Below are 25,358 nucleotides of genomic sequence, written 5' to 3' on the forward strand. Positions count from 1 at the left end.
AGACAATGGCGCGTTATCAGCGACAGACCATGTTGCCTGAAATTGGCGAAGCGGGGCAGCAGCGGCTGGCCAGGGCAAGCGTGCTGGTGGTGGGCGCGGGCGGCCTCAGCGCCACCCTGCTGCCGTTACTGGCAGGTGCGGGCGTGGGATTTATTCGTCTTTACGATGGCGATCGTGTTGAACTGCACAATCTTCACCGGCAGACGTTGTTTGGTGTCGGCGATGTGGGCGAGCCTAAAGCACACTGTGCGCAGCGTGCGCTGGCGCAGCGAAATCCTGACTGCCTTGTCGAGGCGCATTCACACCTGCTGAGCGCCAGTCAGCTACCGCAGGCGCTGGAGGGAATCGATCTGGTGGTGGATGCGGCGGATAACTTCGCCATTACTTATCAGCTTTCTGACGCCTGCTATCCGCGCGACCTGCCGCTGATCTGCGCCTCGGTGCTGGGGCGTAAAGGGTATGTCGGCGGATTCTGCGGCGGTGCGCCCGGCTATCGCGCAGTGTTCCCGCAGTTGCCCACAGCCTCGGGTAACTGCAATACCGCTGGCGTAATGGGACCTGCGGTGGCGACGCTGGGTGCAATGCAGGCACAGATGGCACTGAGTGTATTACTCAGGCTGATGCCATCGCCGCTTGGCTGCATGATCCAGTGTGACTTTGTGGACTGGCACATCAGGCAGTTTCGCTTCGATGATGCACCTGAGCCGGACACGCCTGGCACGCCTTTTATCGATCGTCTGATGCTCAGGGATGATGACTGCGTTGTGGAGTTGCGTAGTCTGGAGGAGGCGTCTGAAAGTGTGGCTGATAGGGTGTTACGGATTCTGCCGCAGCAGATAGCAGCCTGGCAGCCGCCATCCGATCAGCGCGTGGTGCTGGTGTGCGCCAGTGGCATGCGCGCCGCCCAGGCGGCGGATAACCTTGCCGCGCGGGGCGTTACGCGGCTGGCGCTGATGGCAGCGAATACGCTGTAGGAGGCGGGTTTAAATCACCTCGACCAGCTGGAACGTCTCGAAGATCAGCTCCATTTCGCTGTGGAAATAGCCTTCACGTTCGAAATAGCGCTGATGTTCCTGTCGCCAGTAGTCGAGGCTGAGATCGCCTTCACCCTCCAGCATCGCCATCTCTGGCGTCACGCGGTCAAAGCGCGTCAGGAACAGTCCGGTGGTGCGGATAACACACACCGGCTGCTTTTCGCCGTTCAGAACAATGCTGTAACCGCCCGGCTGAGGCAAGGCATCCTGCTCCTGCCAGCTCCGCAATGAACCGCAGGTAGCCACCTTCTTTCCGGCAATAATCAGCGTTGCAAGCTCGCTGGCTAATTCCGGAGAATCACCAAATGCATCTGTAAATGCACCCGGATATTTGTCCTGTATCTGTTCAAGCGTCATTGTCATCTGCAAATCCTTAGTGAAATAAGCGCCTGACCAGCATAACTGCAGGCCAGCGGCGCCGTTTAGAGGATGTAGCAACGGCTCAAACGCTGCTAATAGCCGTACAGCTTACCCGGCCTGCTTACGGGAAAACAGGCATAATTATCAGGACATTGAAAGAGATGGCGTACTGGCTCTCTTAGCGGTGGTTTAAAGCCTGGCGCGGCAACGGCGGCCGCGCACGTAAAACTAACGCATCAGAAAGCTCGACCAATGTTCGATGTCGTCACCACTGCTGATTTCAGGTTGTACCAGACCATTGACCATAAAGGTCGGGGAAACGTGGATACCATTCTGACGAGCATACTTGCAGTGCCATTTAATCGCGTTCTGCAGGTCAGGCTGATCAAACGCGGCGCTGGCATCTACGCCACTGTACGCTTTAAGACGGTCCAGAATCTGATTTGGCGTGGTATCGCGATTCGGGCCGGTGCAGTGGTCGGTGAATTCGAACTCTTCACGATGATCGGCCACCGCCTGCATCACCTTCTTCGCTGCGTCTTTACTTTCGCAGGCGGCGGCAAGGATATAGCGGACAATCAGCCCGGAATAAAGATGCCATGGCTGAGATTGCAGCCGGATCTTCACGGTGATTTTATCTTCACCTGCGTGCGCCAGTAATGCGTCTAATTTATTGAATGCACGCACCGAAAAAGGACAGGTAGGTTCCAGGAAAACTTCAAACACTTCGGGGCCATGGCCCCACACCAGGACATCAGCATGCTGATACATCGGTCACTCCTAAAAGATAAACAGGAAGGTAAGAAATTTACTCTGGCAAATCCTCTTTATTTCAGCCAGTTGAGAATCAGCCGCAATTGTTACAAAAATCAGCAATCAATCACTGACTGGCGCGTAACAGGAGACAGGCAGGTCCATTGATCGCTAGAATTAAAGGCATTAGCATTCTCATTATCTGACTCTTTATCGTCAGCTGAACTGAAGAGCGCTATAGTTACCCGCAGAGTTTGCTATCTGCATGATGAAGCCATCTCTGCGACTTTCCTGCTGATCGCCTGCCCCGAGCCGATAAGCGTTAAAAGAGGTTAATTTTGCATACCGATCTCACCTGGAAAACTCTGCATCGCGTCATTAACCAGACGATCTCAGACATGCTGGACGAGCAGCAGAGTATTAATGTGTTGTCACTCCGCGCCCGATTGCATGAACTGGCAGAAAAAGAGGAGGATGAGATCATGGTCTTATGTTACTGGCAGGCGAGTAAAATTTTAATGCGATTGCCCGCCACGGTAACCGCCAGTCAGTTAATGGTTGCTGCACGTCACGCGTTTCGCACACCAATGGATCACGATTTAACCTGAAAGATATTTCACGCACGAAGGTGCCCGCCCCGTTCCCGTTATCCTCTGTTTATCTCCTGAACGCGGTTTTCCCCAACTTCTGTTAAAATTGAACCTCTGCGCCACTTTGCAGGATGCATGCTCGGGAGAAACTATGTTGTGGATTTGGAATGCCCTGATTGTTCTGGTCACCGTTATCGGTATGGAGATAACGGCTGCACTGGCGCACAAATATATTATGCATGGCTGGGGTTGGGGCTGGCATTTGTCACATCATGAACCCCATAAAGGCTGGTTTGAGGTTAACGACCTTTATGCAGTGGTATTCGCCTGCCTGTCGATTTTGCTCATTTATCTGGGCAGCACAGGTGTCTGGCCGTTGCAGTGGATTGGTGCGGGGATGACGCTTTACGGTTTGCTCTATTTTATTGTGCATGATGGCCTGGTTCATCAACGCTGGCCGTTCCGCTATGTTCCGCGCCGGGGTTATCTGCGCAGACTTTATATGGCGCACCGCATGCATCATGCTGTACGTGGCAAAGAGGACTGCGTCTCGTTTGGTTTCCTCTATGCGCCGCCGTTGTCAAAACTGCAGGCGACGCTGCGGGAACGTCACGGTGTCAAACGGGGCGCTGCCAGAGGTAAGCGGGACGTGGAGCAGGACGCGCCATCCGGGAAGTAACCGCCTGACCTGATGCCGCCACCAGCATAGCCAGTTTCTCGGGTGTGCTGGTGGACTGGCGTTGATCCCACGCCTGTGGACCCGCCTGAACCACTTTCATCCCGATTTTACGATACACCTGTTTCGCGGTGGCAATCGCCCACGCTGAGCGCAGCGGCAAACCGGGCAGTCCGGCTAACGACGACTGGTAATAGGGCTCGGCCGTCTCTACCAGCCGACGGGCAACGCGACTCAGTGCCTGGCGATTATGCGGGTCAGCCAGCGTCTCTCGTGTCAGACCCGCTTCAGTCAGCCACTCGGCGGGCAAATAGCAGCGTCCCGCTTCAGCATCTTCAACGATATCGCGCGCAATATTGGTCAGCTGAAATGCCAGCCCGAGATCACAGGCACGATCCAGCGTGGCATTGTCTCGCACGCCCATAATCTGCGCCATCATCAGACCCACCACGCCCGCGACGTGATAACAGTAGCGCAGCGTATCATCCAGCGTCTGATAGCGTGTCTCGCGAACATCCATCGCAAAACCTGCAAGATGATCAAAGGCATAAGCAGGCAGAATGTCATGCGCCATCGCCACCTCCTGAAAGGCCGCAAAGGCAGGTTCATGCATCTGTGATCCGGCATAGGCCTGACGCGTTTTCATCTCCAGCTGTGCCAGGCGCTGTTCCGCAGATTGCAGCGACGGCGTATTGTTACTGAAGCCCAGCACCTGATCGTCAATCACGTCGTCACAGTGCCGACACCAGGCGTAGAGCATCAGCACACTGCGTCGTGTTTTGGCATCAAAAAGCTTCGATGCCGTGGCGAAGCTTTTTGAACCCACTTCCATGGTTTCTACGGCATGGTCGAGCAGTGACGGACTGTTCAAGCCAAATCCTCCAGCATTAATCCTGCAGTGGCTTTGGCCGAACCAATGACGCCCGGAATACCCGCGCCCGGATGGGTGCCTGCACCGACCAGATAGAGATTTTTGATCGTCTTATCGCGGTTGTGCGGCCGGAACCAGGCGCTCTGCGTCAGGATCGGCTCCACCGAGAACGCCGAGCCCTGATAGGCATTCAACTCATCGCGAAAATCAAACGGCGTGAAGATGCGGTGCGTCACGAGCTGACTGCGCAGGCCCGGCATATAGTGCTGCTCCAGATAGTCGAAGATACGATCGCGCAGGCGCGGACCCTCAACACTCCAGTCGATATCGGCGGTGCCGAGATGCGGCACGGGCGCCAGCACGTAATAGCTGCCGCAGCCTTCAGGTGCCAGTGACGGATCGGTCACGCAGGGCGCATGCAGATAGAGTGAGAAGTCCTCTGCCAGCGCGTCTTTGTTGAAGATCTCATCAATTAATTCGCGGTAGCGCGGACCAAAGCAAACGGTATGGTGCGCCAGCTGATCATGATGATGATTCAGGCCAAAATAGATGACAAACAGCGAGTTACTCATGCGCTTATTCTGCAGGGTTTTCCCCTGCGCCACCGATGCCGGATGCTGGCTCAGTAATTCGCTATACGTGTGAACCACATCCGCGTTAGAGGCGACCGCACGGGTCGGGAATACCCGCCCGTCATCCAGATGCACGGCGGTAATTTTATTTTCCAGCGTCTCCAGACGGGCAACGCTGGCATTCAGCTCTACTTCCCCACCCAGATCCTCAAACAGCTTCACCATGCCCTGAACCAGCGCGCCAGTGCCGCCGCGTGGGAACCAGACGCCCCATTCACGTTCCAGTGCATGAATCAGGGTGTAAATTGACGACGTGGCAAAGGGATTTCCGCCCACCAGTAGCGAGTGAAAAGAGAATGCCTGACGAAGATGTTCATCTTCAATGTAGCTTGCCACTTTGCTGTAAACACTGCGCCACGCCTGTAATTTTGCCAGCTGAGGTGCAGCACGCAACATGTCGCGGAAAGAGAGAAACGGCACAGTGCCGAGTTTCAGATAGCCTTCTGCAAACACCGCACGGGAATAGTCAAGAAAGCGCCGGTAGCCTTCAACATCACGCGGGTTAAACGCGGCAATCTGTGCTTCCAGCGCTGGCTGATCGTTGTCATAACTGAATACCTTGCCAGACTCCCAGCAGAGGCGATAAAACGGCTTGACTGGCATCAGCTCGACATAGTCAGAGAGCCTTTTGCCCGCCAGCGTGAACAGCTCTTCAATGGCGCTCGGATCGGTGATTACCGTTGGACCGGCATCAAAGGTGTAGCCCTGATCCTCATAGACATAAGCCCGGCCGCCAGGCTTGTCACGCTGTTCCAGCAGTCGGGTGGGAATACCGGACGCCTGAAGGCGAATGGCCAGAGCCAGACCACCAAAGCCTGCGCCAATTACTGTCGTTCTATTCATTGCATCGCCTGTTGACGGTGAGGAGTCATAATAGCCTGTAATGCCGCCAGTACGGGAACCGGTGGCTTGCCGCTTAGGATACGCAGCCGATCAGACAAAGTGAGTTTTCCCGCATAAAAACGGGCGATCAGATCTTCGGGAAGTCCATAAAAACGTTGCATAACCTGCCAGCGCCGGTCAGCCGGACCCGCGAGAAACAGCATCCGGTTTAGCATGCGGAAGAAGCGCTGCTGCTGCCAGGCCTGACTGGCGAAATGCGCAATGGTGGCGTGCAGGGTTTCAGAGGTAAACGTCTGCATCTGAGCCAGCCGGTCAGCCAGTGAAACCGCCAGTGGCAGAGAGTAGCCAGTGGTAGGATGAAATAACCCGGCACGCAGACCACTGCAGGGTAAATCGCGTTTCTGCCAGAAGGCAGCCACGTCGCCGGTCAGTGTAATCGGTAACGCGCCTTGCTCTTCTCGCAGTAGCTGGTTCAGTTTCCAGCCCTGCTGCGCGGCATAGTCACGGATATTCTGACGGGCGCGATCGCCTTCCAGCGTGGCGTGATCAATATAATGGGTATCTTCAATCAGCAGTGTATCGGCAGAAAACGGCAGGCTGTAGACAAAACGATAGCCTGCCTGCTGATCCACCGTCGCATCCATGATGATCGGTTCAGTCAGTCCGTGTGGTTCACTGAGCTGCCACTCCTGCCCCACGAACGACTGGAAGCCCATACGCAACGCGGTATCGGACTGATAGCCACGACCATCGATCACCGCGTCAGTGTCCAGTACGCGGCCATCCTCCAGCGTGACCGAGCGTGAAGCGATGTTCGCCACTCTGGTGTTCAGCAGCAGTTCCGACGCAAATCTGTCACGAATGACCTGCGCAAAACGCTCTGCGGTCACGCAAAAATAGCCACTGTTCAGGGAACGATGTCGTTGAGGAAAGCGCACTTCATAACCGGGCCAGTGATGAACGACCAGTGGCGCAATCCAGTGATGCTGTGTTTCAGTCAGATCTTCCGCATGAAATGACCAGGTGTGATGCGCGCCTGGCTCACTTTCGGCATCAATTAAGAGAATGCGCAGGGACGGCCGCTGCTGATGCAGGCGCAAAGCAATCAGGCCGTTTGCCAGTCCCGCACCCACCAGAATAAGATCATACCGCGGCATAATCTCTCCTCTTAAGCACCGGTTTACGGGTCAGCATCGCCTGTTCGACAATGTCCGCTGCCAGTGTTGTCCCGCCCGCCTGACGAAGGGCGGTGCGCAGCGTTTTCATCTGCTCAACGTAACTCTCATCTGCCAGCAAGGTCTGGAGCTGGCGGGCCATTGAGTGGCTGGTGGTAAAGCGTGATGCGCGACGTCCGATACCGTGCCAGACCACTCTGGCCGCAACGCCTGGCTGATCAAAGGCCAGGGGGATCGCCAGAAGCGGCGTCAGGTGGTTAACTGCATCCAGCACCGTGTTCATCCCGCCGTGGGTGATGGCCAGATCGGCCTGCGCCAGAGCCGCTGCCTGATCGGCAAAATCGACCACCTGAACATGGCTGGCCTGCGCGAGTTTCTCCGCCTGAAACGGTGACAGGCGACCGCAATGCGCCAGCAATAACTGCGCGTCAATCTCCTGACAGGCACGGACGATGGTTTTAAACAGGCCGTAGCGATGACCCTGCAGGGTGCCGAGTGAAGCAAAAACCTTCGGTTTGTCGTCCTGCGTGAAATAGCGTGTCTTCGACGCAGCCGATGACGATTCCGCAGCGCGCAGAGGTCCAACCGCGTGGAAATGGTCGGGCAGGGTCTGGCGGGGAAAATCGAGTGCCGGGATAAGCTGGCTGATCTGTGCCAGCGGTGAAAAACAGTGATGCAGTTTTTCGCGCGATGCTAATCCCATTGCATGAGCATTGCGGGCGATCACCCGATCGTGACGCCGCATCAGCCAGTCGTAGATTTTTTCACTGGTGCGATAGCGTTCGCGCGCCTGATCTGTCCCTGCATAGTCAAATGGCATCACGGCCAGCGGAAAATCTGCCTCACGGTTTAGCGGCAGCGCACAGGCAACCGAAACGAAAGGCAGATTCAGAAACTCTGCTGCTAATGCACCGGCAGGTTCCATCTGATCGACGATGACGCCATCGATCGCCAGCGTGTTCAGCACCACCGGCAATTCGCGACAGAGCATATCGGTGCTGCGCGCCATCTCATTGATCAGTTTCAGCATCGACGGGCCAAGAGGATGCGCCGCCAGCTGCAGGGTATGCGCCAGACTGCCCGCGGGATGCGAGGCTAAGCCCAGCGGGAAAAAGCCAATTCGCCGGTCAGTGAGAAGCGCGCTGACGTCCGTCTGCTGGATAAAGGTAATCTGGTGTCCGCGCGCGATTAAAGCCTGGCTAAGATGCTGAAGCGCCTGCACATGGCTATAAAAGGGCGGTGCGATGACCGCGTAGTGGCTCATGCAGCATCCTTAACTGACGGCAGCGAGTTTTTTCTCAAACCAGGCCTGAACAAAATGATGTGTGGAATAACCGTCCTGACAGGCCGAGAGCAGATGCTCGCTGGCGCAACGCAGATGGTCTCGCAGTCGCGTTTCCACTGCCTGAGGCCCAAGCAGATTCACCAGCGTCGATTTACCCTCATCCTGATGGGTATCTTTGCCGGTATCGGCCATGCCGTCGGTAAGATCGTCCAGCAACTGGAAAGCCTGACCGAGATTCAGTGAAAAACGGTGCAGCTCTTCGCGGGTCTCTGCAGATGCTTCTGCCACAATGGAGGCCATCTGCATTGAGGCGCAGAACAGCGTGCTGGTTTTATAGTGATTGGTCATCAGAATGGCATCAGCACTGCGTGGTTTGTCACCCTCTGAGAGATCTTTGAATTGACCCTGCACCAGTCCCTGCATACCGACCGCATGGGATAACTCCGCGACGGCGTCTGCTCTGGCGGCCGCTGTTAAGCCTTCTGCCATGGCGACCACGCCAAATGCCTTACTCAGCAGTGCAACCGCGGCCAGAATCGCCACATGTTCGCCATACTGACAGTGAATGGTCGGCCGTCCACGACGCAACTGCGCATCATCCATGCAGGGCATGTCATCCAGAATCAGGGAGGCGGCATGGACCATCTCCACTGCACAGGCGAGATCAAGCAAACCGGCGGGCGTGACGTCGCAACCGAGATCGCGCGCGGCCAGCAGCAGCAGCAGCGGACGAATACGCTTTCCCGGTGCCAGCGCACCGTCGCGCATTGCAGCGCCGACCAGGTCACGTTCACTTTCAACCGGTAAAAGCTGGTCGAGCCGTTGCTCAATCTCGTTCAACAGGCTCGCAGCCTCACTGCGGTTGAAATTGACGTGTTGTTCTGCACAGACCGTCATCATGGCTGTCCTTATCTACAGAGGAAGTCACAGCAGGTCGAAATTCTTCGATGCCATCTTCAATAATCGTCCCCGACTGCCCTTGCATAGTGGGCAGGTTTTCAAAGAACGGCGGGTAATTCCATTACAACTAAGCGTAGTTCACAGAGATAAAAATGTCGGTAAATTCAGCAGCATTCCGTGTTTAACGTCGATAATTAACGGGGCATTCTGCCTGAATCAACCCAGTAATGCGCGCAGCGTTTTTATCACGCTGGCGACATCCTCGTCAGATAATGCGCCATCTTTGGCGAAACGCACAATTCCCTTCGGATCAATGACGACCACTGACGCGTTTTCCGGCAGAAGATGCCAGCTGTGAGCGGTAACGCCACTGCTGTCGATAATGAATTGCTGCCATGGGTCAGCCTTTTTACTGGACGCAATGCTGCGCACTACAAAAATGGCACTGCCGGGCAGAGCATCGTCAGTATTGACGATGGTGGTGGTCTGGAAACGGTCTCGCGGCAGTCGGGCCTGCTGAATGGCATTGATTAAAGGCTCGCTCTGATCTTTCGCAGAGAGACGACCCGCCACATGAATCACAAGACGCACTTTTCCGGTCAGAGTCTGACTATTCCAGCGCTGATAATGAATGTCGCCCTGTTTCAGCACCATTTCGCCTTTGTCGGCGACATAGACGGTGGGGACAGGAAAACCCGTTTTCAGGGTGTGGGCAGTGGCGAAACCCGAAAAAAGAAGGGCTATCATCAATCCATAATGGCGCACAGGGTCCTCACTTCTTTTTGGTTTACGTAGGCCAGCTATCTCATCAGCAGGCAGAAGATTAGTATCACATCTATGTTTCAGATCAATAAAGGCATTTAATAACTGGAGTCAAAATAGCGGGGAAGATCTGATTACTGGAGGTGTGAAATGAGTACAACACTGATGACGCTACCTGAATTTGCCCGTTATATTGGCATCGCAACCCCAACGCTGGCGCGCGCCTTTTGCTGTCGGGGATCGCTGGGAGGCGTGCCGCTGCCACAGGCGCTGGATGATGCCCCGCTGACGCAGCGTCACTGGCTGCGCGACGATGTCTGTCAGTTTGATCATGCCTATAAACGGGTTCAGGCGAGGCAGCAACGTAAAACGCTTTAATCAGCGCGGGGATAGTCCCGCGCTTTCTTATGCAAAATTATCGGGCTTCACCAGGAAACAGACCAGATTAGCCTCACGGTCGCCCACGATTTCAATGGTGTCATCCAGCCCGCTGACTGCGTCTCCACGACCCAGACGGTGATCGCCCACGCGGATAATGCCTTCAAGCACGGTGAGATAAGCGACAAATCCCGGCATTGAAGGCACATTGAGCGTATGGTTGCGCGCCAGCAGCGTGTCGTAGATATAGACCTCCTGGCGCAGTTCCAGTGGCGCGTCAGACGTTTCTGGCCCGGCCAGTTCGGTCCAGCCGTTGGTCATAATGCCCTGATCGCGTTCCAGCACCTGAGTCATCGCTTCCCCGCCCGGCTGTGAAGGCCGAATCACGGCCTGCAACAGCTCCGCTTCATACAGCGGCACCGACTCTTCGTACTGAACACCTTCACCCGCATTGACCACCATCACTTTCTTTGCAGAGAGCTGTGTGCGCTCGCCGTTGCTGTCCTGATGTTGCATCGAACCGCGCCAAAGGTAAGTGAACACTTCTTCATTCTGATGCTGCTGCATCGGAATCCGGGCATCCAGTTTTAACGACATCAGGTCAACACTGATCAGCGGGCTCAGGGCAGCGCCGGGCCGCTGGCGACGAACGGTGAAAGGACCGTACTCAAAAAGTTGCTCAGGATTTGCTCGCACAATGTTCATGATTAGCTCTTAAATAAAGTGACCAATAACAACGATCATAGACCTCAGACGTAAAATGAGAAGCCGGGGGACTTGCCCGGCTTCGTCAGTTATTTTGAATAATAGACAATTTGCCGTGCTGGCAGCCTACTTGCCCTGTTCGTCACTTTCACCCAGAAAGAAATACCAGAGTGGAATCGACAACAGCCCGGTAAAGACGGTGGAGTAGAGCAGGATCATCATCGCCTGAGTGATATACATAGTCAGTGACCAGTGGCTGAAAGGGATCTGATACTGATCAATCACGCCACCAATCATCGCATTTGCCATTACCGAGATGACAATCAGCGCCAGCACCGTGACGCTGCGCAGAAAATAACGCATCTCTTTACGTTTACCGGCGAAGCGCGACTGAACGATAGCCAGCGGCGACTGCTTATCCGGGGCGATTTCCACCTGAACGATAGCGGCTCGCTGCGCACTGCGCCAGCGCTGAATATCCAGCAGAATCAGCACTATCAGGCTGACACCCATAACGGGCAGGGCATAGCCCAGGGCCAGCATGACAATCAGACTGGTACCCTGTGCGTAGCGCGGCAGTGATAGCCAGGCGGACAACAGCGTCTGCGATGGGCTGAGCTGAGGAACAGCCGGGCGACGTATCCACCACATGCGGTAGCCCAGCACAATCATTGTGCAGAGACCAAAGCCAAACAGCGCCAGAATCAGCTGGTTGGGCAGGCCAAACAGCACGCCCATATGGGCATCCACGCCCCAGCGGGTCAGTTTCGCCACCAGCGGGAAGCTGGCGAACTCAACGCGATCGACCACGCTGAAATTAACCGGATTGATGGAAACTGCATCGACCTGGCTCGGCCAGCTGCGATCAATCTCTGACACTGTCCATGCCTGTTCAGCGTTCTTAGGCTGGCGCAGTTCCAGTTTCGTGGCGTGAAGTCCGGCCTGACGTGCAGCCGCCAGGGCCTGATCCCAGCTGGCATTCGGCTGATTCAGGATCACCGGCGGCGCGGTTTTCGCTGGCATGGTCATCCCGGACATCGTCATTCCTTCCATCGCACCGCGATGGTCAGCATGGGGATCGGCGGCTTCGGCAGGAACGTTACCATTCAGCGCGGTGTTAACCTGCGGCGTTGTCCAGCCGAAGTCGCTGCGCATCTTATCAATGTTGTTGCCCGCCCACTGTGACCAGGTCAGCCCCGTGACTGAAAAGAACACCAGGCCGATGGCCAGAATCAGACCCAGCGTGACGTGCCAGTGACGCGTTGCTGCAAAGCCACTCAGCGCTTTTTTACGGTGTCGTGGTGGCCGCGTGCCGGCCCATAAAACGAGTCCACCCAGCGCGGCGACCCACAGCCACGAAGCCGCCAGTTCACTGTAATTGCGACCAAAATCTCCCAGCAACAGGCCGCGATGCAGCTGATCCAGCCACATTCGCAGCGGCAACACACCGCTGGTGCCATACACCGTCATATCGCCTTTCACCTGCAGGGTGTAGGGATCGATAAACAGCGAGCGCGACTCAGATGGACCCAACTGAGGCTCAGCAAACTGCACCCGGGTTGTATCCAGCGGGCCTGGTGCGGGACGCACGGCGTAAATGCGCGCGGACTCACCGGCACGGGCACGGGCAGCGGCAATCTGAGCTGACAGCGGTTGTGCGACACCCTGCGCGTCAGTGGTCAGGGCATCGTGGTAAATCGCCTGTTCCAGCTGCGGCGTAAGAACGTAGAGCGTACCGGTGAGAGCGGCGACGAAAATAAACGGCGCAATAAACAGGCCAATATAAAAATGCAGGCGGCGAAACAGGTTAAAAACAGTGCCACGTGGTGCAGGGGACATTTCCCGATTAGAGGACATAGCATTCCACACTTTTCAAAAGACAAAGGCGATCTGGTGACGTTGTCACGCAATCGAATCAGTTAGCAGTCGGTGTGACGCAAAACAGGGTGGCGCACGCGGTCGGTGAAGGCGCAGTAATCGTCGCCATTGCGGCGGATTAATGGCAGAAGGAGGCGGGGCGCGGCTTATCAGGCACATCCACCAGATGAACGGGATAAAGACCCATAGCATCAGCGGCACATGAACCAGCAAATCGCAGTAACCACAGGCAAAGCCCGAACCCATCATCATCCCGTGATCCGCCATCGCCATCTCGCTGTGATGATCCATCATGGGCATCTCTGCGCTCATGGCAGAGGCATCCTGCATCATGGCGCGATGTTCAGCCAGATTTTTAGAGATCATCGGGGCAACAAACAACAGCAGCACGGCCAGTATCGCAATACCGGCTGTGAGTCGCTGTCGGATGTCAGATCTCTGCATGATTTTAACAGGCATTTGGGGTCAGAATTCAGGGCGGCAGTGTAACGCGAAGGGGATAAAAGGGTTAAATAAAGTGGCTTCTGTAGCGAGAAAATTCGCACTCTTTGAACATATTCACTTTAATTTCAGCATCATTTAACGTAGTTGTTACCACCAGAACACATACAAATAACATTAATGTTTCGGCTGCAGTTAAACCGAACCCATAAAGGACTAAGAATGAAAATTGTCATGCTGGATGGCGACACGCTGCCTGTTTCACTGCCGACCGGAAAGCAGAATGCTGACTGGGAAATTCGTGCACAGACTTCGGTCAGTGAAATCGTGTCGGCGCTTACGGGCGCCACAGTCGCGATCACCAATAAAGTGCCGTTGCGTGCCGACACCTTAAAACTCTTACCCGATCTGCGCTTTATTTGTGTCGCGGCGACCGGATATGACTGTATTGATCTCGATGCCTGTCGTACACGCGGCATTGTGGTCAGTAATGTTCCTGGTTACTCCACCCAAAGCGTTTCAGAGGCGGTTATCGCCGCGATTTTTGCCCTGCGCCGTCAGATGATGGCTTACGCCAGCAATACCCGCATCGACTGGCCGCAGGCTCAGCACTTCTGTCTGCATCGTCAGCCGATAGGGGATATTGGCGGCGCAATGCTGGGTATCGTGGGCAAGGGCGACATTGGCCAGGCAGTCGGCAGGCTGGCTAAGGCGCTGGGTATGCAGGTGCAGTACGCCGAGCGTAAAGGCAGTGACAGGGTGCGTGAGGGTTATGTCAGCTTCGAACAGATGCTCGCGACAAGCGATATTATTTCGCTTCACTGCCCGTTGAGTGACAGCACTCGTCAGATGATCGATCGTCAGGCGCTGGAGAAAATGAAACCGCATACGCTGCTAATCAATACCGCGCGCGGCGGACTGATTAACGAAGCCGACCTCGCTAAGGCGTTAAAACAGGGTGTCATTGGGGGCGCGGCGCTGGATGTGCTGAGCAGCGAGCCGCCCGCGCCCGACAATCCGCTGCTGGCGGATCTGCCAACTCTGCTGCTGACGCCGCACATTGCCTGGGCGAGTCGCAGCGGTGTGGAGAATCTGGTGACGGGCGTGATGGCCAATATCGGGGCCTTTATGCAGGGCGAGCCGGTTAATGTGGTGAGTCGGGCCTTGCGGAAATAGTTTTAATCTCTGACATGCGTTGATATTCAGAGCAACCTCGTAGAATTCAGGTGACACGTTTTACAGTGGTTATTAATCAGGCTATTAGTTTCGTTATCTCCATCAGTGACTAAACGTTCGTGCGTGACAGGAATTAGCGCCTTTTACTGGCTGACTCAGCCGTTGTAAGCGCTTCAGGAACAGAAAGGATTCTGGCCAGTGAAAAATAAGAACAGCACGCCCACACCTCATGATGCGACATTCCGGCAATTTCTGACTCAGCCGGATATTGCCCGGGATTTTATGGCGCTGCACCTGCCGCCGGAGCTGCGCATACGCTGTGATCTCAGCACCCTGAAGCTGGAGTCGGGGTCGTTTGTGGAGGATGACCTTCGGCAGTACTTCAGCGACGTGCTTTACAGTCTTAAAACAACCGCTGGCGATGGATATATCCATGTACTTATTGAGCATCAGTCAGCACCTGACAAACACATGGCATTTCGGCTGATGCGCTATGCAGTGGCAGCTATGCAGCGCCATCTGGAAGCCGGGCATAAGACATTGCCGCTGGTGATACCCATCCTGTTTTACACCGGCAGACGCACGCCCTATCCCTATTCGACCCGGTGGCTGGATGAGTTTGATGACCCGGTGCTGGCGGACAGGCTTTACAGCCACAGTTTTCCGCTGATCGATGTCACGGTGATTCCTGACGATGAGATCATGCAACACCGCAACATGGCGGCTCTGACCCTGTTGCAAAAGCACATCCGGCAGCGAGATCTGACAGATCTGATGGACAGGCTGGTATCCATTTTGATGGCAGGCGATCACTCTTCATCACAGGTGATATCGCTGGTACACTACATGGTACAGGCGGGCGAAACATCAGACGCCAAAGCCTTTGTACGGGAGCTGGCACGGCGTGTGCCCCAACACGAGAACGCACTTATGACTATTGCACAACAGCTTGAGCAGATAGGTCTTGAGAAAGGGATCGAACAGGGTATTGAACAGGGCATCGAACAGGGACGAAAAGAAGGTGTTCGTGGCGCGAGCCTGAGAATTGCGCGTAACCTGCTGATGAATGGTATGGATCGCAACACGGTTATGCAGATGACCGGTCTGAATGAAGACGATCTGACACAAATTTCACACTAAGATATTTTTTGCACTCTGATAATTACTGGTGCCTCACATCGCCAGTGCGCGGCACCCTTCAAATCAGACGGCTTTCCCAACATCCTGAAATTACGCCGTGTTTTATGACGGCGAGCTAAATATTCACGCTCAGCATCAAAATATCGAACGTCCCAGCTTATCAGTCAGCAATTCCAGCACAGCGGTTCCCGCGAGTGAATTACCCGCGCTGTCCAGCCCAGGTGACCAGACGGCGATGCTCATCTCGCCGGGAATGATAGCAATAATTCCACCCCCCACACCTGACTTAGCTGGCATTCCGACGCGCCATGCGAACTCGCCTGCGCCATCGTACATTCCGCTGGTGATCATCAGTGCGTTTATCTGTCGGGCCTGACGTGGCGTGATCATCTGACTGCCATCCAGCGTTTTTCCCTGATTCGCCAGGTAGATAAAGGTGCGGGCCAGCTCAATGCAGTTCATTGAAAGTGAGCAATAGTGGAAATAGGTCTGCATCACGCTGGTGACATCATTATCAAAATTACCAAACGACTTCATTAACCAGGCGATGGCTGCATTACGGGCCGAGTGTTCAAATTCAGAACGGGCAACATGGCGATCATAATTAATATCGGGCTGCTGACTGAGCTGACGCACAATTTCCAGCATTCGCTGCCGTGGTGCGGTCAGACGGGTTTCCAGCAGATCGCAAATCACCAGTGCACCGGCATTGATGAAAGGATTACGCGGCTTACCCTGTTCCAGCTCAAGCTGCACCAGCGAATTAAAAGGCTGACCTGAGGGCTCTTTGCCGACCCGCTGCCAGATTTCGCTGTCGTCATAGCGCGTCAGTGCCACAGTGAGTGAGAGCGCCTTTGAGATCGACTGAATCGAAAAGCGCGTCTCAGCATCACCTGCCTGAAAGAGGGTGCCGTCACGCAGGCAAACCGCAATCGCCAGATTATCGGCGGCCACATCGGCCAGCGCAGGGATATAGTCAGCCACTTTTCCCTGATGCACCAGTGGACGTACCTGGTCCAGGATCGCCTGCAGCAGAGCATTATTCAGTTCAGACACTTACCTTCTCCCGTCGATTCTTGCTGTCCGCATCCGCGACCAGCGAATCATTAATTGATAGCGGCTCGCCGCAATCTCAGCTAATAGGTTTTGACTGCGCTGCCAGCGGAGCCAGCAGCATCTGTAGCAGGCTCAGCAGGGCCAGTACACCGAAAGGCAGCGTCCAGTTACCGCTCTGCTCATGGAGCACGCCGAAAAACAAAGGGCCAAATGCCGCCAGTGCATAACCCACACACTGCGCCATGCCCGACAGTTGCGAGGCCTGGCGGTGATGAGTGGCTCGCAGATTAAACAGCGAGAGGCAAAGCACCAGCGATGCGCCCGCGCCCAGTCCAGCCAGTGTCAGCCAGATGGCGGCCCAATGCGGATTAAGCAGCAAACCCAGCATGCCAAGGAAAATACCCGATGAGGCAATAAATGCAGTGAGCCGGGCGTCTTTAACCCGCTTCAGAACCACCATACAGCCCAGATTGGCAATGATCGCAATCGCCTGATACCAGAATAGCAGCCAGCCCGCACGGTTCTGACTGAAGCCATTGTCCTGAGCAAAGACAGCAAACCAGTCGATCAGGGTATAAAATGCCAGCGACTGCAGCGCCATAAACAGCGCGATCTGCCAGCCCCCGGCTGATTTCCAGGGATGACGATACGCGACGGGCGCATCGGTTGCCGCGACTGTTGACTGCCGCTGACGCAACAGCGGCAGCCAGACAATCAGCGCCACCAGCCCGGGCAGTGCCCAGACGACCAGCGAGAGTCGCCAGCCGGCCGATGAAAGCTGGCTCAGCGGCACGGCAATGCCTGAAGCCAGGCTGGCAGTGATCGACATCGTTGCAGCATAGAGACCAATATATTTAGCGGTGTGGGCGGTGAAATCGCGTTTAATCAGTGGTGGCAACAAGACGTTGGCGGCGGCAATGCCTGCGCTAAGCAGCAGCGTTCCCCCCCACAGTGCTGCTTCGGCGGGGTGCCAGCGCAATAGTGAACCGGCCGTGATCAGACACAGCGCACCCCACAAACTCCGCTCCAGCCCAAGCTGATTTCCCAGCCAGGCGGCGGGTGGGGCGAGCAGGGCAAAGAGAATAAGTGGAATAAAATTAAACAGGCCCGCTTCACCGGCAGTGAGTCCAAACGTCTGACGAATATCCTGCAATACCGGGCCAGCGACAGTAATAGGTGCGCGAAGGTTCGCGGCAGTAAGCAGCAGGACGAACAAAAAAAACGTAGCGCTTGAAAACGCAGTAGGAGATTTAGCGGCGTGTTGTACAGGCATCATGGCAGGGATCATCACAGGCAGCAGTGCTGCGGGGGCGTTGCTTGACGTTAACGCTTACGCATCAGAATTGATGTCTGGGCGCTACTCTACTGACCGGTTAGCGGCGTGTAAAGCCTTGTAATGCTATGAGATAGCGCAAATGCGATCTCGCAGCACTGTTGGCCGTTTTACCGATCAGTGAAATTCAGGTTCAGGGAAGTGACCGCAGTCATTCTGGCTGGGATTGGTGCCGGGCTGGCAGGTCTGCTGACGGGTTTCGGCTGCGGGAACCTGTTTTTCAGCGTGCCATGGGGCGCTGGCGCTACATGCACTAAGAAGTGAAACCAGAATCATCACACTGACAACGCGCATAGCCGCTCCTTATTAACCGTCACGAACAAAGTTACGTCGGTGATCGCCGGTTTGCAGGTCAGGGACGTCTTACCTGAGTGTGGTCGCTAAGCAGATTCTGTCAATTAAAACAGCGCAAACATCAGGGCGACAGGAAAACTCATCGGCCAGGTCGCACCGACTAAAAAGGCGCTCAGCAGTTTGATACTCAGCTTATCTTTTGCGATGAAGAACGTGATCAGCGTAGCGACCAGTGCAACAACAGCATAGAAAATGAGCATTCCCTGGTACAGTGTCATCGTAATCTCCGCAGCGTCATTAAGGTTTTCGCTGCGCATGATGCGGATTTTTGTGATCCAGATCAAGAGGTGCGCGGTTTAGGATCTAAAGAAATCATGGATTAAGCGCGCAATTCGGACTCTGAACTGCACTATCACATCAGGCGATTTCAGGCTGAAACCCGGCCGAAAAATGCCGCTAAAACCTTTGCTGCCGCCGCAAATGCATTCCTACAACCGCTGGCGAATACTTCTCTGTTATTCGTTTGCAGGATGTAAAAAGCCCGCCAGCGAGTGCGGGCAATATATTACAGCGCCAAGGGGTGTGACTTAACTCTGGTGATATAACGCCATCACTTCCTCCAGGTCCGGAGTCCGTGGGTTGCCGCCAGTGCAGACATCATCCAGCGCCGCCTGTGCCAGTGCTGGGATATCCACTTCTTTTAAGCCCACTTCACGCAGCGAGCGGGGAATACCCACATCGCGACAGAGCTGACGAACCGCGGCGACCGCCGCTTCCCGCGCCTGATCCAGCGATAATGACTCGACCTGTTTTACACCCATTGCGCGGGCAACATCGCGATATTTTTCGCCTGTGCAGGAGGCATTCCACGCCATCACCTGCGGCAGCAGAATAGCGTTCGCTACACCGTGCGGGACGTTATAAAACGCGCCAAGCGGGTGTGCCATGCCATGCACCAGACCAAGGCCGACATTGGAGAAACCCATACCGGCCACATATTGTCCCAGCGCCATCTGCTCAACCGCCTCAATATTTCCTGCCACCGATTTGCGCAGTGACTGGCTGATAATCTCAATGGCTTTGAGGTGCAGCATATCGGTCAGGGGCCAGGCGCCGCGTGTGATGTAGCCTTCAATGGCATGGGTTAAGGCATCAATACCCGTCGCAGCCTTCAGCGAAGCTGGCATGCTCGCCATCATCTCCGCATCAATGATCGCCACTTTCGGAATGTCATGAGGATCGACACAGACAAACTTACGGCGCTTCTCTTCATCAGTAATGACGTAATTAATCGTCACTTCTGCGGCTGTGCCTGCCGTGGTCGGGATGGCGATGATTGGCACACACGGATGGCGGGTGGGGCTGGCGCCTTCCAGACTGCGGACATCTTCAAACTCAGGGTTATTAATAATAATGCCGATCGCCTTGCTGGTATCCTGTGGTGAGCCGCCACCGATGGCTATCAGGTAGTCGGCACCTGACTCTCTGAACACCGCAACACCCTTCTGCACAACCCGAATGGTAGGATTCGGCACCACCTCATCATACACCGCCCAGTCAAGCTGATGGTGCGCCAGCAGATCAGTCACCCGTTTCAGCGCACCCGCCGCGACCAGCGCTTTGTCAGTAACGATCAGTGCTTTTCGCATCCCGCGACGTTGTACCTCTTCCGGCAAATGGCGCAAAGCACCAGCACCAAACCAGGCGGTTTCATTGAGAATTATACGTTGGGTCATTAAAACATCCTCTGTTAACAAATGAATTTTTAACATCCGTGATCTCCGGTGGATGTTCTGCGCAGACTCTCTCACTTTCAGGTAAAGACATTTGATAAAAATCAATCAATTAGTAAAAATCGCTGCGCCTGTGCCCGCTGGTTTTCGTGCGGTATGTCTGAAATCAGGCTATAGACCTGTTGATGGATTTCTCACAGTCGTCAGTGGTATGTAACACTGCTTCATCAGCAAACCCGCATGCCTATGAGGAAAGAATACATGACCCGATTCGTAATGAATAAAAAGGATGATCTCGTCGACAGCGCGTTAGATGGCATGATTTACGCCAGCCCGTGGCGCAATCTGGTCCGGTTGCAGGTCGATCCGCGCATTCGCATCGTGATGCGTAATGACTGGCAAAAACAGCAGGTCGCGCTGATTTCCGGTGGCGGTTCAGGCCATGAACCGGCGCATGTCGGTTTTATCGGCAAAGGGATGCTGACGGCGGCCGTCTGTGGCGATGTGTTTGCTTCTCCCAGCGTGGACGCGGTTTACAACGCCATCATCAATATTACCGGTGAGGCAGGATGTCTGCTGATTGTGAAAAACTACACCGGGGATCGACTCAACTTCGGTCTGGCAGCAGAAAAAGCGCGTAAAGCGGGATTCAGCGTCACTATGGTGATTGTCGGTGATGATGTTGCGTTGCCCGATAACCCTCAGCCACGCGGCGTAGCGGGCACGTTGCTGGTGCATAAAGTGGCGGGCTTCGTCGCAGAAAGGGGGGATGACTTGGCGGCGGTGACCGAGGCAGCAGAGGCAGCCAGTCGTGCTATCGCCACTATGGGCGTTGCGCTCTCAAGCTGCCATCTGCCGGATGAGCAGACCGGCCAGCGGGTGCCAGACGGCAGCGTTGAAATGGGGCTGGGGATTCACGGCGAACCGGGTGTTGACGTAATGCAGACGCAAAACAGTCAGCAGATTGTGCAGCATCTGCTGGAGAAAGTGGTGCCGGACAACGATCAGCCACGCGCGCTGTTAGTCAATAATCTTGGTGGCATGTCCGCGCTGGAGATGAGTCTGGTAACGCGGGACCTGATTGAGTCGCCGCTCAGCCGGGGCAGTGATTATCTGATTGGCCCGGCTCCGCTGATGACCGCGCTGGACATGAAAGGCTTTTCCGTCACCTCCATGACGTTGACACCGCTGTTCGAGGAGGCAATCTGCGCGCCGGTAGAGGTCAGCGGCTGGGTTCCGGCTGTTAAAATTGCGCCTCTGCAGCCTGTTATTGCCCCCAGAGAGGCAACAGCACAGACGGCCCAACCCTCTGATAACCCGACGGTGGCGGCTTTCGTTGACAGCATCTGTTCAACCCTGATCGCCAGCGAAAGCGAGCTGAATAAACTGGATGCCCAGGTGGGCGATGGCGATACCGGCTCGACCTTTGCTGCAGGTGCGCGTCAGATCCAGCGTGAATGTGCGGATAACAAGCTGCCGTTAAATGCCTTACCGGATCTGCTCGCGGTGACGGGTGAACGACTGGCGACGGTGATGGGTGGCTCCAGCGGCGTGCTGATGGCGATCTTTTTCACCGCTGCCGCGCAGCAGCTGGCGGAAGGTGGTGCACTGCCCGCAGCCTTGCTGCAGGGTCTGGACAAGATGAAACAGTATGGCGGGGCACGACCCGGGGATCGCACGCTGATTGATGCGCTGCAACCGGCTATCGAGGCACTGGTGGCGGGTAAATCGCTGGCAGAGGCTGCTGATGCGGCACAGCAGGGCAGTGATGCAACCGCCAGCATGGGGAAAGCAAAAGCGGGCCGATCATCTTATCTTAACAGTGCTAACCTCAACGGCGTGTCTGATCCGGGTGCCGTCGCGGTCGCCAGAGTCTTTGCGGCATTAAAAAAACTTTAGTGCTGTGACGACGCTAAACGCCTCTGAAGAAAGGCCAGTAACTGGCGGTTTACTTCGCTGCGCTGACGGTGCTGCGGGTAAACCGCATTCAGGGAGAGCGGGGACGGCAGATAGTCGTCCAGCACGGTCACCAGTTCACCGCGTTGCAGGGCAGTCTCAACGATAAAGGCGGGTAACAATACCAGTCCTAAGCCTGCCAGTGCGGCATCACGCAGGACCTCACCATTGTTACTCATCATCGGCCCCTGCACCGCCAGCCACTTCGGTTTACCATTCACCTGCAATTCCCAGCCATTCTGACCTTCACGTCCGTAGCGCAGACAGGCGTGTTGCAGCAGGGCTTCTGGCTGCTGCGGTGTGCCTGCACGTTCCAGATAGCGGGGGCTGCAGCAGATAACCCGCTTCAGCTCGCCGAGCGGACGGGCAATCAGCGTTGAGTCCGCCAGGGTGCCGATGCGTATCGCCATGTCCACGCCTTCGCCAATGACATCCGCATAGCGATCCGCCAGCTCAATCTGAAACTGCAATGCCGGGTGGTGGCTGAGGAACTCGGCGATCAGCGGCGACAGGTGGCTCATACCAAAGGACATCGGCATATTAATGCGGAAGGTGCCACGCAGCGCCTGCTGCTGCTCAGACACTGCCAGTTCTGCTTCCTGAATCTCATCCAGGATACGCTGAGCATGCTGCGCAAACAGCAGCCCCGCATCCGTTACTGACAGTTTGCGCGTATTGCGGATCAGCAGGCGAACCCCTAATGACGCCTCCAGCGCAGCCATACGGCGGCTGACATACTGTTTCGATAACATCAATTGCTCAGCCGCTGCAGTAAAGTTGCCAGCATGCATCACGGCGACATAAATCCGGAGGTCTTCAATCTGCATAGTGTCCACTTATTGGTGACAGTCATAGGGATTCAGGCGATATTTCAGCCGCAGACGTTAACTTATATCGGGTAATGGGTGACAGGGCAACGCGTCAGCTGCCGGCGTCTGCGCGACGGAGATCATAGATTTGCCGTTCCGCTGCCACGAAACAGGCAGGCTGCCGGGTCAATTGTGCGAAAGCCGTTATAGTAAGCAGGCAGTGATGTAATGCGTCTGGAAAATTTTCGGGTTAATTCGATAAGGAGTGGCTGGTGAAAAAATTACTCTGCGCAACGGTGCTTGCCGTGTTGCCCATGACCACGCTGGCGGCGTCGGTGTTTACGCTGCAATCTGAGGACTTCAGCGATAATGCGCTACTGGATAAAAAGTTTGCCGGTGCCAATAAAAGTAATCCTTCCTGTACCGGTGAGAATATTTCTCCTCAACTCAACTGGTCTGCTGCGCCTGCGGGAACCCGCAGTTTTGCGCTGCTGATGACCGATCCGGTCGGGGCCAAAGGGCTGGGGGTCACGCACATGGTGGCCTATAACATTCCTGCCAGCCGCACGTCTTTTGCGCAGGGGGCGCTGACAAAGGGCAAGGATTATACCGGTGGAAAAAATACGCCAGGCACGCTGCATTATTACGGGCCTTGCCCGCCAGCAGGCAGTGGTCTGCATCACTATAACTTTGTGCTGATCGCCACCGATTTACCGGCAGGTCAGTTGAAGGCGGGATTAACCCAGGCAGAACTGGTCACGCAACTGAAAGGCCATGCGCTGGGGGCGGCCAGCACAGTGGGCCGCTTCAGTAATGAATAATCTGCACCCGGAATAAAGAAACGCTTGTGGCACGCGTAAGGGCGGTTAAATAAGGTGGGCGGAGCGTCCGGTCGCAGATAAAAAAACACCCTGCAGAGCAGGGTGTCAGAACACTTATTTACCCGCTGTCGCGGCGGGTTTATTTCGTTTGCGCAGCTTGTCGATTAATCGATGTGCTTCTGCCTTAGTCGCCACCGCAGGGGAAGAACCGGTCAGCGGCTGACGGGCCGTCTCGCGAACGGTCAGAATAGTCAGCAGGCCAATGATACCCGCGCCCATCATGTAGTAGGCCGGCATCATCGTGTTTTTAGTGGTATCCACCAGCCATGCGGTAATCAGCGGTGTGGTACCACCAAACAGGGAAACTGACAGGTTAAAGCCAATGGCCAGCGCACTGTAACGGATATCGGTGGTGAACAGGGCTGGCAGCGTCGAAGGCATGGTGCCGCTGAAGCAGGTATGCAACACACCCAGAATCATGAGTCCGCCAAATACCGCCCACATATTCCCGGACCCGATCAGCATAAAGCTCGGGATAGCGAGGAGAATCAGGCCCACCGCACCAAAGGCAATTACCGGACGACGACCAATACGGTCAGTCCAGCGACCCCAAAGCAGCGTCAGCGGCATCATCACAAACATCGCCACCATCACCAGAAGCAGGCCACTTAACTCTGGCAGACCCAGTATCCCGGTCAGGTAGCTCGGCATGTACGACGTCAGCATATAGTTAGAAACGTTAAACAGCAGCACCAGACCAATACACTTCATCATCGGCGCACGGTATTTGCTCAGCATCTGCATCAGTGTCAGACGCGGTTTGCTCTGCTCCAGCGCTTCCTGTTTTTCCATATGCTGCTGGAATGCTGGCGTCTCTTCCAGCTTCAGTCGCACATAGAGACCAAACAGGCCCAGCGGCGCGGCGATAAAGAACGGCACGCGCCAGCCCCAGGACATCATGGCCTCATTGGACATCACGGTCGTCATGACCGTCACCAGGCTGGCACCCATCAGATAGCCGCCAATGGTCCCGAATTCCAGGAAGCTGCCCATAAAGCCACGGCGTTTATCGGTGGAGTACTCGGCGATAAAGGTCGCGGCACCGCCATATTCACCCCCGGTCGAGAAGCCCTGAATCAGGCGGGCCACCAGCAGCAGAATGGGTGCCATGATGCCGATTGAAGAGTATGCCGGGATCAGACCAATACAGAATGTCCCGATCGACATCATGATCATTGTCATCGCCAGTACTTTCTGTCGGCCGATACGGTCACCCAGCGGCCCGAATACCAGGCCACCAATCGGACGCACCAGGAAGGCCGCTGCGAACGTACCAAAGGTGGCAATCAACTGAACCGCGTTGTTGGCATCAGGGAAAAAGACTTTGCCGATGATCACGGCGAGATAGCTGTATACCCCGAAGTCGAACCATTCCATCGCATTACCTAATGCCGCTGCGCCAACCGCACGCTTCAGCATGTCGTTATCGATCACGGTAATGTCGTCGACAGTCAGCTCTTTAGGCTTCCTGTTCCAGAAATGTTTCTTTGGGTGTTCAGACGATGAGTTTCTGGTGTCCATATTCTCCTCAGGTGCATCAATGAAGGAGTCTTATAGCTTTCGCAGCCGCAAACAATGTTCAGAAGAAACCGTGGAAATGAAAGCTATAAGAAGCCGAAAAATTTTAAGTGAAGCGGCAAAAGCCGCAGCCGGTTAACCATAGACCACGATTGTAAGGTTTTGCAAGTTTTCAGCCG

The 25,358-nt window shown here is 55.4% G+C and carries 26 protein-coding genes; 8 read left to right on the top strand and 18 right to left on the bottom strand.

Annotated features, from left to right (window positions below; translation table 11 throughout):
* Window positions 1-5: 5 nt before the first annotated feature.
* Entirely contained in the window at window positions 6-974 is a 969-nt protein-coding gene (locus Q7C21_RS04510) for a HesA/MoeB/ThiF family protein (RefSeq protein ID WP_110411828.1), read from the top strand.
* Between the two features lie 9 nt (window positions 975-983).
* Here the strand turns inward: Q7C21_RS04510 and Q7C21_RS04515 are convergent, their stop codons facing one another.
* Window positions 984-1,397, bottom strand: coding sequence for an ASCH domain-containing protein (locus tag Q7C21_RS04515; RefSeq protein WP_003851573.1), 414 nt, complete (start codon window positions 1,395-1,397; stop codon window positions 984-986).
* Window positions 1,398-1,622: 225 nt separating this feature from the next.
* Complete coding sequence (locus tag Q7C21_RS04520; protein WP_008924751.1) at window positions 1,623-2,165, bottom strand: thioredoxin domain-containing protein; 543 nt, start codon at window positions 2,163-2,165, stop codon at window positions 1,623-1,625.
* A 320-nt stretch (window positions 2,166-2,485) separates the two neighbouring features.
* On the opposite strand from Q7C21_RS04520, the gene Q7C21_RS04525 reads away from it, so the two are divergent.
* Both Q7C21_RS04525 and Q7C21_RS04530 read left to right on the top strand, forming a co-directional pair.
* Window positions 2,486-2,755 carry a hypothetical protein gene (locus Q7C21_RS04525; RefSeq protein WP_154927009.1) on the top strand — a complete coding sequence of 90 codons (270 nt, stop codon included), beginning with the start codon at window positions 2,486-2,488 and terminating at the stop codon, window positions 2,753-2,755.
* A 133-nt stretch (window positions 2,756-2,888) separates the two neighbouring features.
* Complete coding sequence (locus tag Q7C21_RS04530) at window positions 2,889-3,416, top strand: sterol desaturase family protein (protein WP_033762477.1); 528 nt, start codon at window positions 2,889-2,891, stop codon at window positions 3,414-3,416.
* Here Q7C21_RS04530 and crtB read toward each other — a convergent pair.
* The 6 genes from crtB to Q7C21_RS04560 form a co-directional block, all read right to left on the bottom strand.
* Window positions 3,355-4,284 (bottom strand): 15-cis-phytoene synthase CrtB, encoded by a 930-nt coding sequence (gene crtB / locus Q7C21_RS04535; protein WP_192378015.1) that lies wholly within the window; start codon window positions 4,282-4,284, stop codon window positions 3,355-3,357. The genes Q7C21_RS04530 and crtB overlap by 62 nt on opposite strands.
* Entirely contained in the window at window positions 4,281-5,759 is a 1,479-nt protein-coding gene (locus Q7C21_RS04540) for a phytoene desaturase (protein ID WP_140033836.1), read from the bottom strand. Before Q7C21_RS04540 ends, crtB begins: the two co-directional genes overlap by 4 nt.
* Complete coding sequence (gene crtY / locus Q7C21_RS04545) at window positions 5,756-6,916, bottom strand: lycopene beta-cyclase CrtY (RefSeq protein WP_313045071.1); 1,161 nt, start codon at window positions 6,914-6,916, stop codon at window positions 5,756-5,758. Before crtY ends, Q7C21_RS04540 begins: the two co-directional genes overlap by 4 nt.
* Entirely contained in the window at window positions 6,903-8,198 is a 1,296-nt protein-coding gene (locus Q7C21_RS04550) for a glycosyltransferase (RefSeq protein ID WP_140915944.1), read from the bottom strand. Before Q7C21_RS04550 ends, crtY begins: the two co-directional genes overlap by 14 nt.
* A gap of 9 nt (window positions 8,199-8,207) precedes the next feature.
* Entirely contained in the window at window positions 8,208-9,116 is a 909-nt protein-coding gene (locus Q7C21_RS04555) for a polyprenyl synthetase family protein (protein WP_033762527.1), read from the bottom strand.
* A 219-nt stretch (window positions 9,117-9,335) separates the two neighbouring features.
* Window positions 9,336-9,866 carry a YtfJ family protein gene (locus Q7C21_RS04560; protein WP_033742868.1) on the bottom strand — a complete coding sequence of 177 codons (531 nt, stop codon included), beginning with the start codon at window positions 9,864-9,866 and terminating at the stop codon, window positions 9,336-9,338.
* Between the two features lie 165 nt (window positions 9,867-10,031).
* On the opposite strand from Q7C21_RS04560, the gene Q7C21_RS04565 reads away from it, so the two are divergent.
* Window positions 10,032-10,259: a hypothetical protein gene (locus tag Q7C21_RS04565; protein WP_003851555.1), complete on the top strand. Its 228-nt coding sequence runs from the start codon at window positions 10,032-10,034 to the stop codon at window positions 10,257-10,259.
* Between the two features lie 27 nt (window positions 10,260-10,286).
* Here Q7C21_RS04565 and Q7C21_RS04570 read toward each other — a convergent pair whose 3' ends face one another.
* The 3 genes from Q7C21_RS04570 to Q7C21_RS04580 form a co-directional block, all read right to left on the bottom strand.
* Window positions 10,287-10,964, bottom strand: coding sequence for a pirin family protein (locus tag Q7C21_RS04570; protein ID WP_008924744.1), 678 nt, complete (start codon window positions 10,962-10,964; stop codon window positions 10,287-10,289).
* A gap of 126 nt (window positions 10,965-11,090) precedes the next feature.
* Window positions 11,091-12,821 (bottom strand): DUF2534 family protein, encoded by a 1,731-nt coding sequence (locus Q7C21_RS04575; RefSeq protein ID WP_039661378.1) that lies wholly within the window; start codon window positions 12,819-12,821, stop codon window positions 11,091-11,093.
* A gap of 45 nt (window positions 12,822-12,866) precedes the next feature.
* Entirely contained in the window at window positions 12,867-13,286 is a 420-nt protein-coding gene (locus Q7C21_RS04580; RefSeq protein ID WP_008924742.1) for a DUF2946 domain-containing protein, read from the bottom strand.
* Window positions 13,287-13,505: 219 nt separating this feature from the next.
* Here Q7C21_RS04580 and Q7C21_RS04585 point away from each other — a divergent pair, with 219 nt between their 5' ends.
* The gene (locus Q7C21_RS04585; RefSeq protein WP_375150449.1) at window positions 13,506-14,459 is read left to right on the top strand and encodes a D-2-hydroxyacid dehydrogenase; all 954 of its coding nucleotides are present in this window, start codon (window positions 13,506-13,508) and stop codon (window positions 14,457-14,459) included.
* Between the two features lie 198 nt (window positions 14,460-14,657).
* Window positions 14,658-15,599 carry an Rpn family recombination-promoting nuclease/putative transposase gene (locus tag Q7C21_RS04590; RefSeq protein WP_375150450.1) on the top strand — a complete coding sequence of 314 codons (942 nt, stop codon included), beginning with the start codon at window positions 14,658-14,660 and terminating at the stop codon, window positions 15,597-15,599.
* A 135-nt stretch (window positions 15,600-15,734) separates the two neighbouring features.
* On the opposite strand, the gene glsB is transcribed toward Q7C21_RS04590, so the two are convergent.
* The 5 genes from glsB to fucO form a co-directional block, all read right to left on the bottom strand.
* Entirely contained in the window at window positions 15,735-16,655 is a 921-nt protein-coding gene (glsB, locus tag Q7C21_RS04595; RefSeq protein ID WP_008924740.1) for a glutaminase B, read from the bottom strand.
* A 76-nt stretch (window positions 16,656-16,731) separates the two neighbouring features.
* Complete coding sequence (locus Q7C21_RS04600; RefSeq protein ID WP_375150451.1) at window positions 16,732-17,931, bottom strand: CynX/NimT family MFS transporter; 1,200 nt, start codon at window positions 17,929-17,931, stop codon at window positions 16,732-16,734.
* A gap of 174 nt (window positions 17,932-18,105) precedes the next feature.
* Complete coding sequence (locus Q7C21_RS04605; RefSeq protein ID WP_008924738.1) at window positions 18,106-18,282, bottom strand: hypothetical protein; 177 nt, start codon at window positions 18,280-18,282, stop codon at window positions 18,106-18,108.
* Between the two features lie 104 nt (window positions 18,283-18,386).
* Window positions 18,387-18,560 (bottom strand): GhoT/OrtT family toxin, encoded by a 174-nt coding sequence (locus Q7C21_RS04610; RefSeq protein ID WP_008924737.1) that lies wholly within the window; start codon window positions 18,558-18,560, stop codon window positions 18,387-18,389.
* Between the two features lie 309 nt (window positions 18,561-18,869).
* On the bottom strand, window positions 18,870-20,018 hold the full coding sequence (gene fucO, locus Q7C21_RS04615) for a lactaldehyde reductase (protein WP_375150452.1): 1,149 nt from the start codon (window positions 20,016-20,018) through the stop codon (window positions 18,870-18,872).
* A 258-nt stretch (window positions 20,019-20,276) separates the two neighbouring features.
* Here fucO and Q7C21_RS04620 point away from each other — a divergent pair, with 258 nt between their 5' ends.
* The gene (locus Q7C21_RS04620) at window positions 20,277-21,914 is read left to right on the top strand and encodes a dihydroxyacetone kinase subunit DhaK (protein ID WP_337028544.1); all 1,638 of its coding nucleotides are present in this window, start codon (window positions 20,277-20,279) and stop codon (window positions 21,912-21,914) included.
* Here Q7C21_RS04620 and Q7C21_RS04625 read toward each other — a convergent pair.
* A complete protein-coding gene (locus tag Q7C21_RS04625; protein WP_375150453.1) occupies window positions 21,911-22,798 on the bottom strand; it encodes a LysR family transcriptional regulator in 888 nt (295 codons plus the stop codon). The genes Q7C21_RS04620 and Q7C21_RS04625 overlap by 4 nt on opposite strands.
* A gap of 254 nt (window positions 22,799-23,052) precedes the next feature.
* On the opposite strand from Q7C21_RS04625, the gene Q7C21_RS04630 reads away from it, so the two are divergent.
* Window positions 23,053-23,601: a YbhB/YbcL family Raf kinase inhibitor-like protein gene (locus tag Q7C21_RS04630; RefSeq protein WP_275767403.1), complete on the top strand. Its 549-nt coding sequence runs from the start codon at window positions 23,053-23,055 to the stop codon at window positions 23,599-23,601.
* A 114-nt stretch (window positions 23,602-23,715) separates the two neighbouring features.
* Here the strand turns inward: Q7C21_RS04630 and proP are convergent, their stop codons facing one another.
* Window positions 23,716-25,182 (bottom strand): glycine betaine/L-proline transporter ProP, encoded by a 1,467-nt coding sequence (proP, locus tag Q7C21_RS04635; RefSeq protein WP_039661383.1) that lies wholly within the window; start codon window positions 25,180-25,182, stop codon window positions 23,716-23,718.
* Window positions 25,183-25,358 lie beyond the last annotated feature (176 nt).

The organism is Pantoea sp. ANP04, from assembly GCF_041982285.1.
GTDB lineage: Bacteria > Pseudomonadota > Gammaproteobacteria > Enterobacterales > Enterobacteriaceae > Pantoea > Pantoea eucalypti.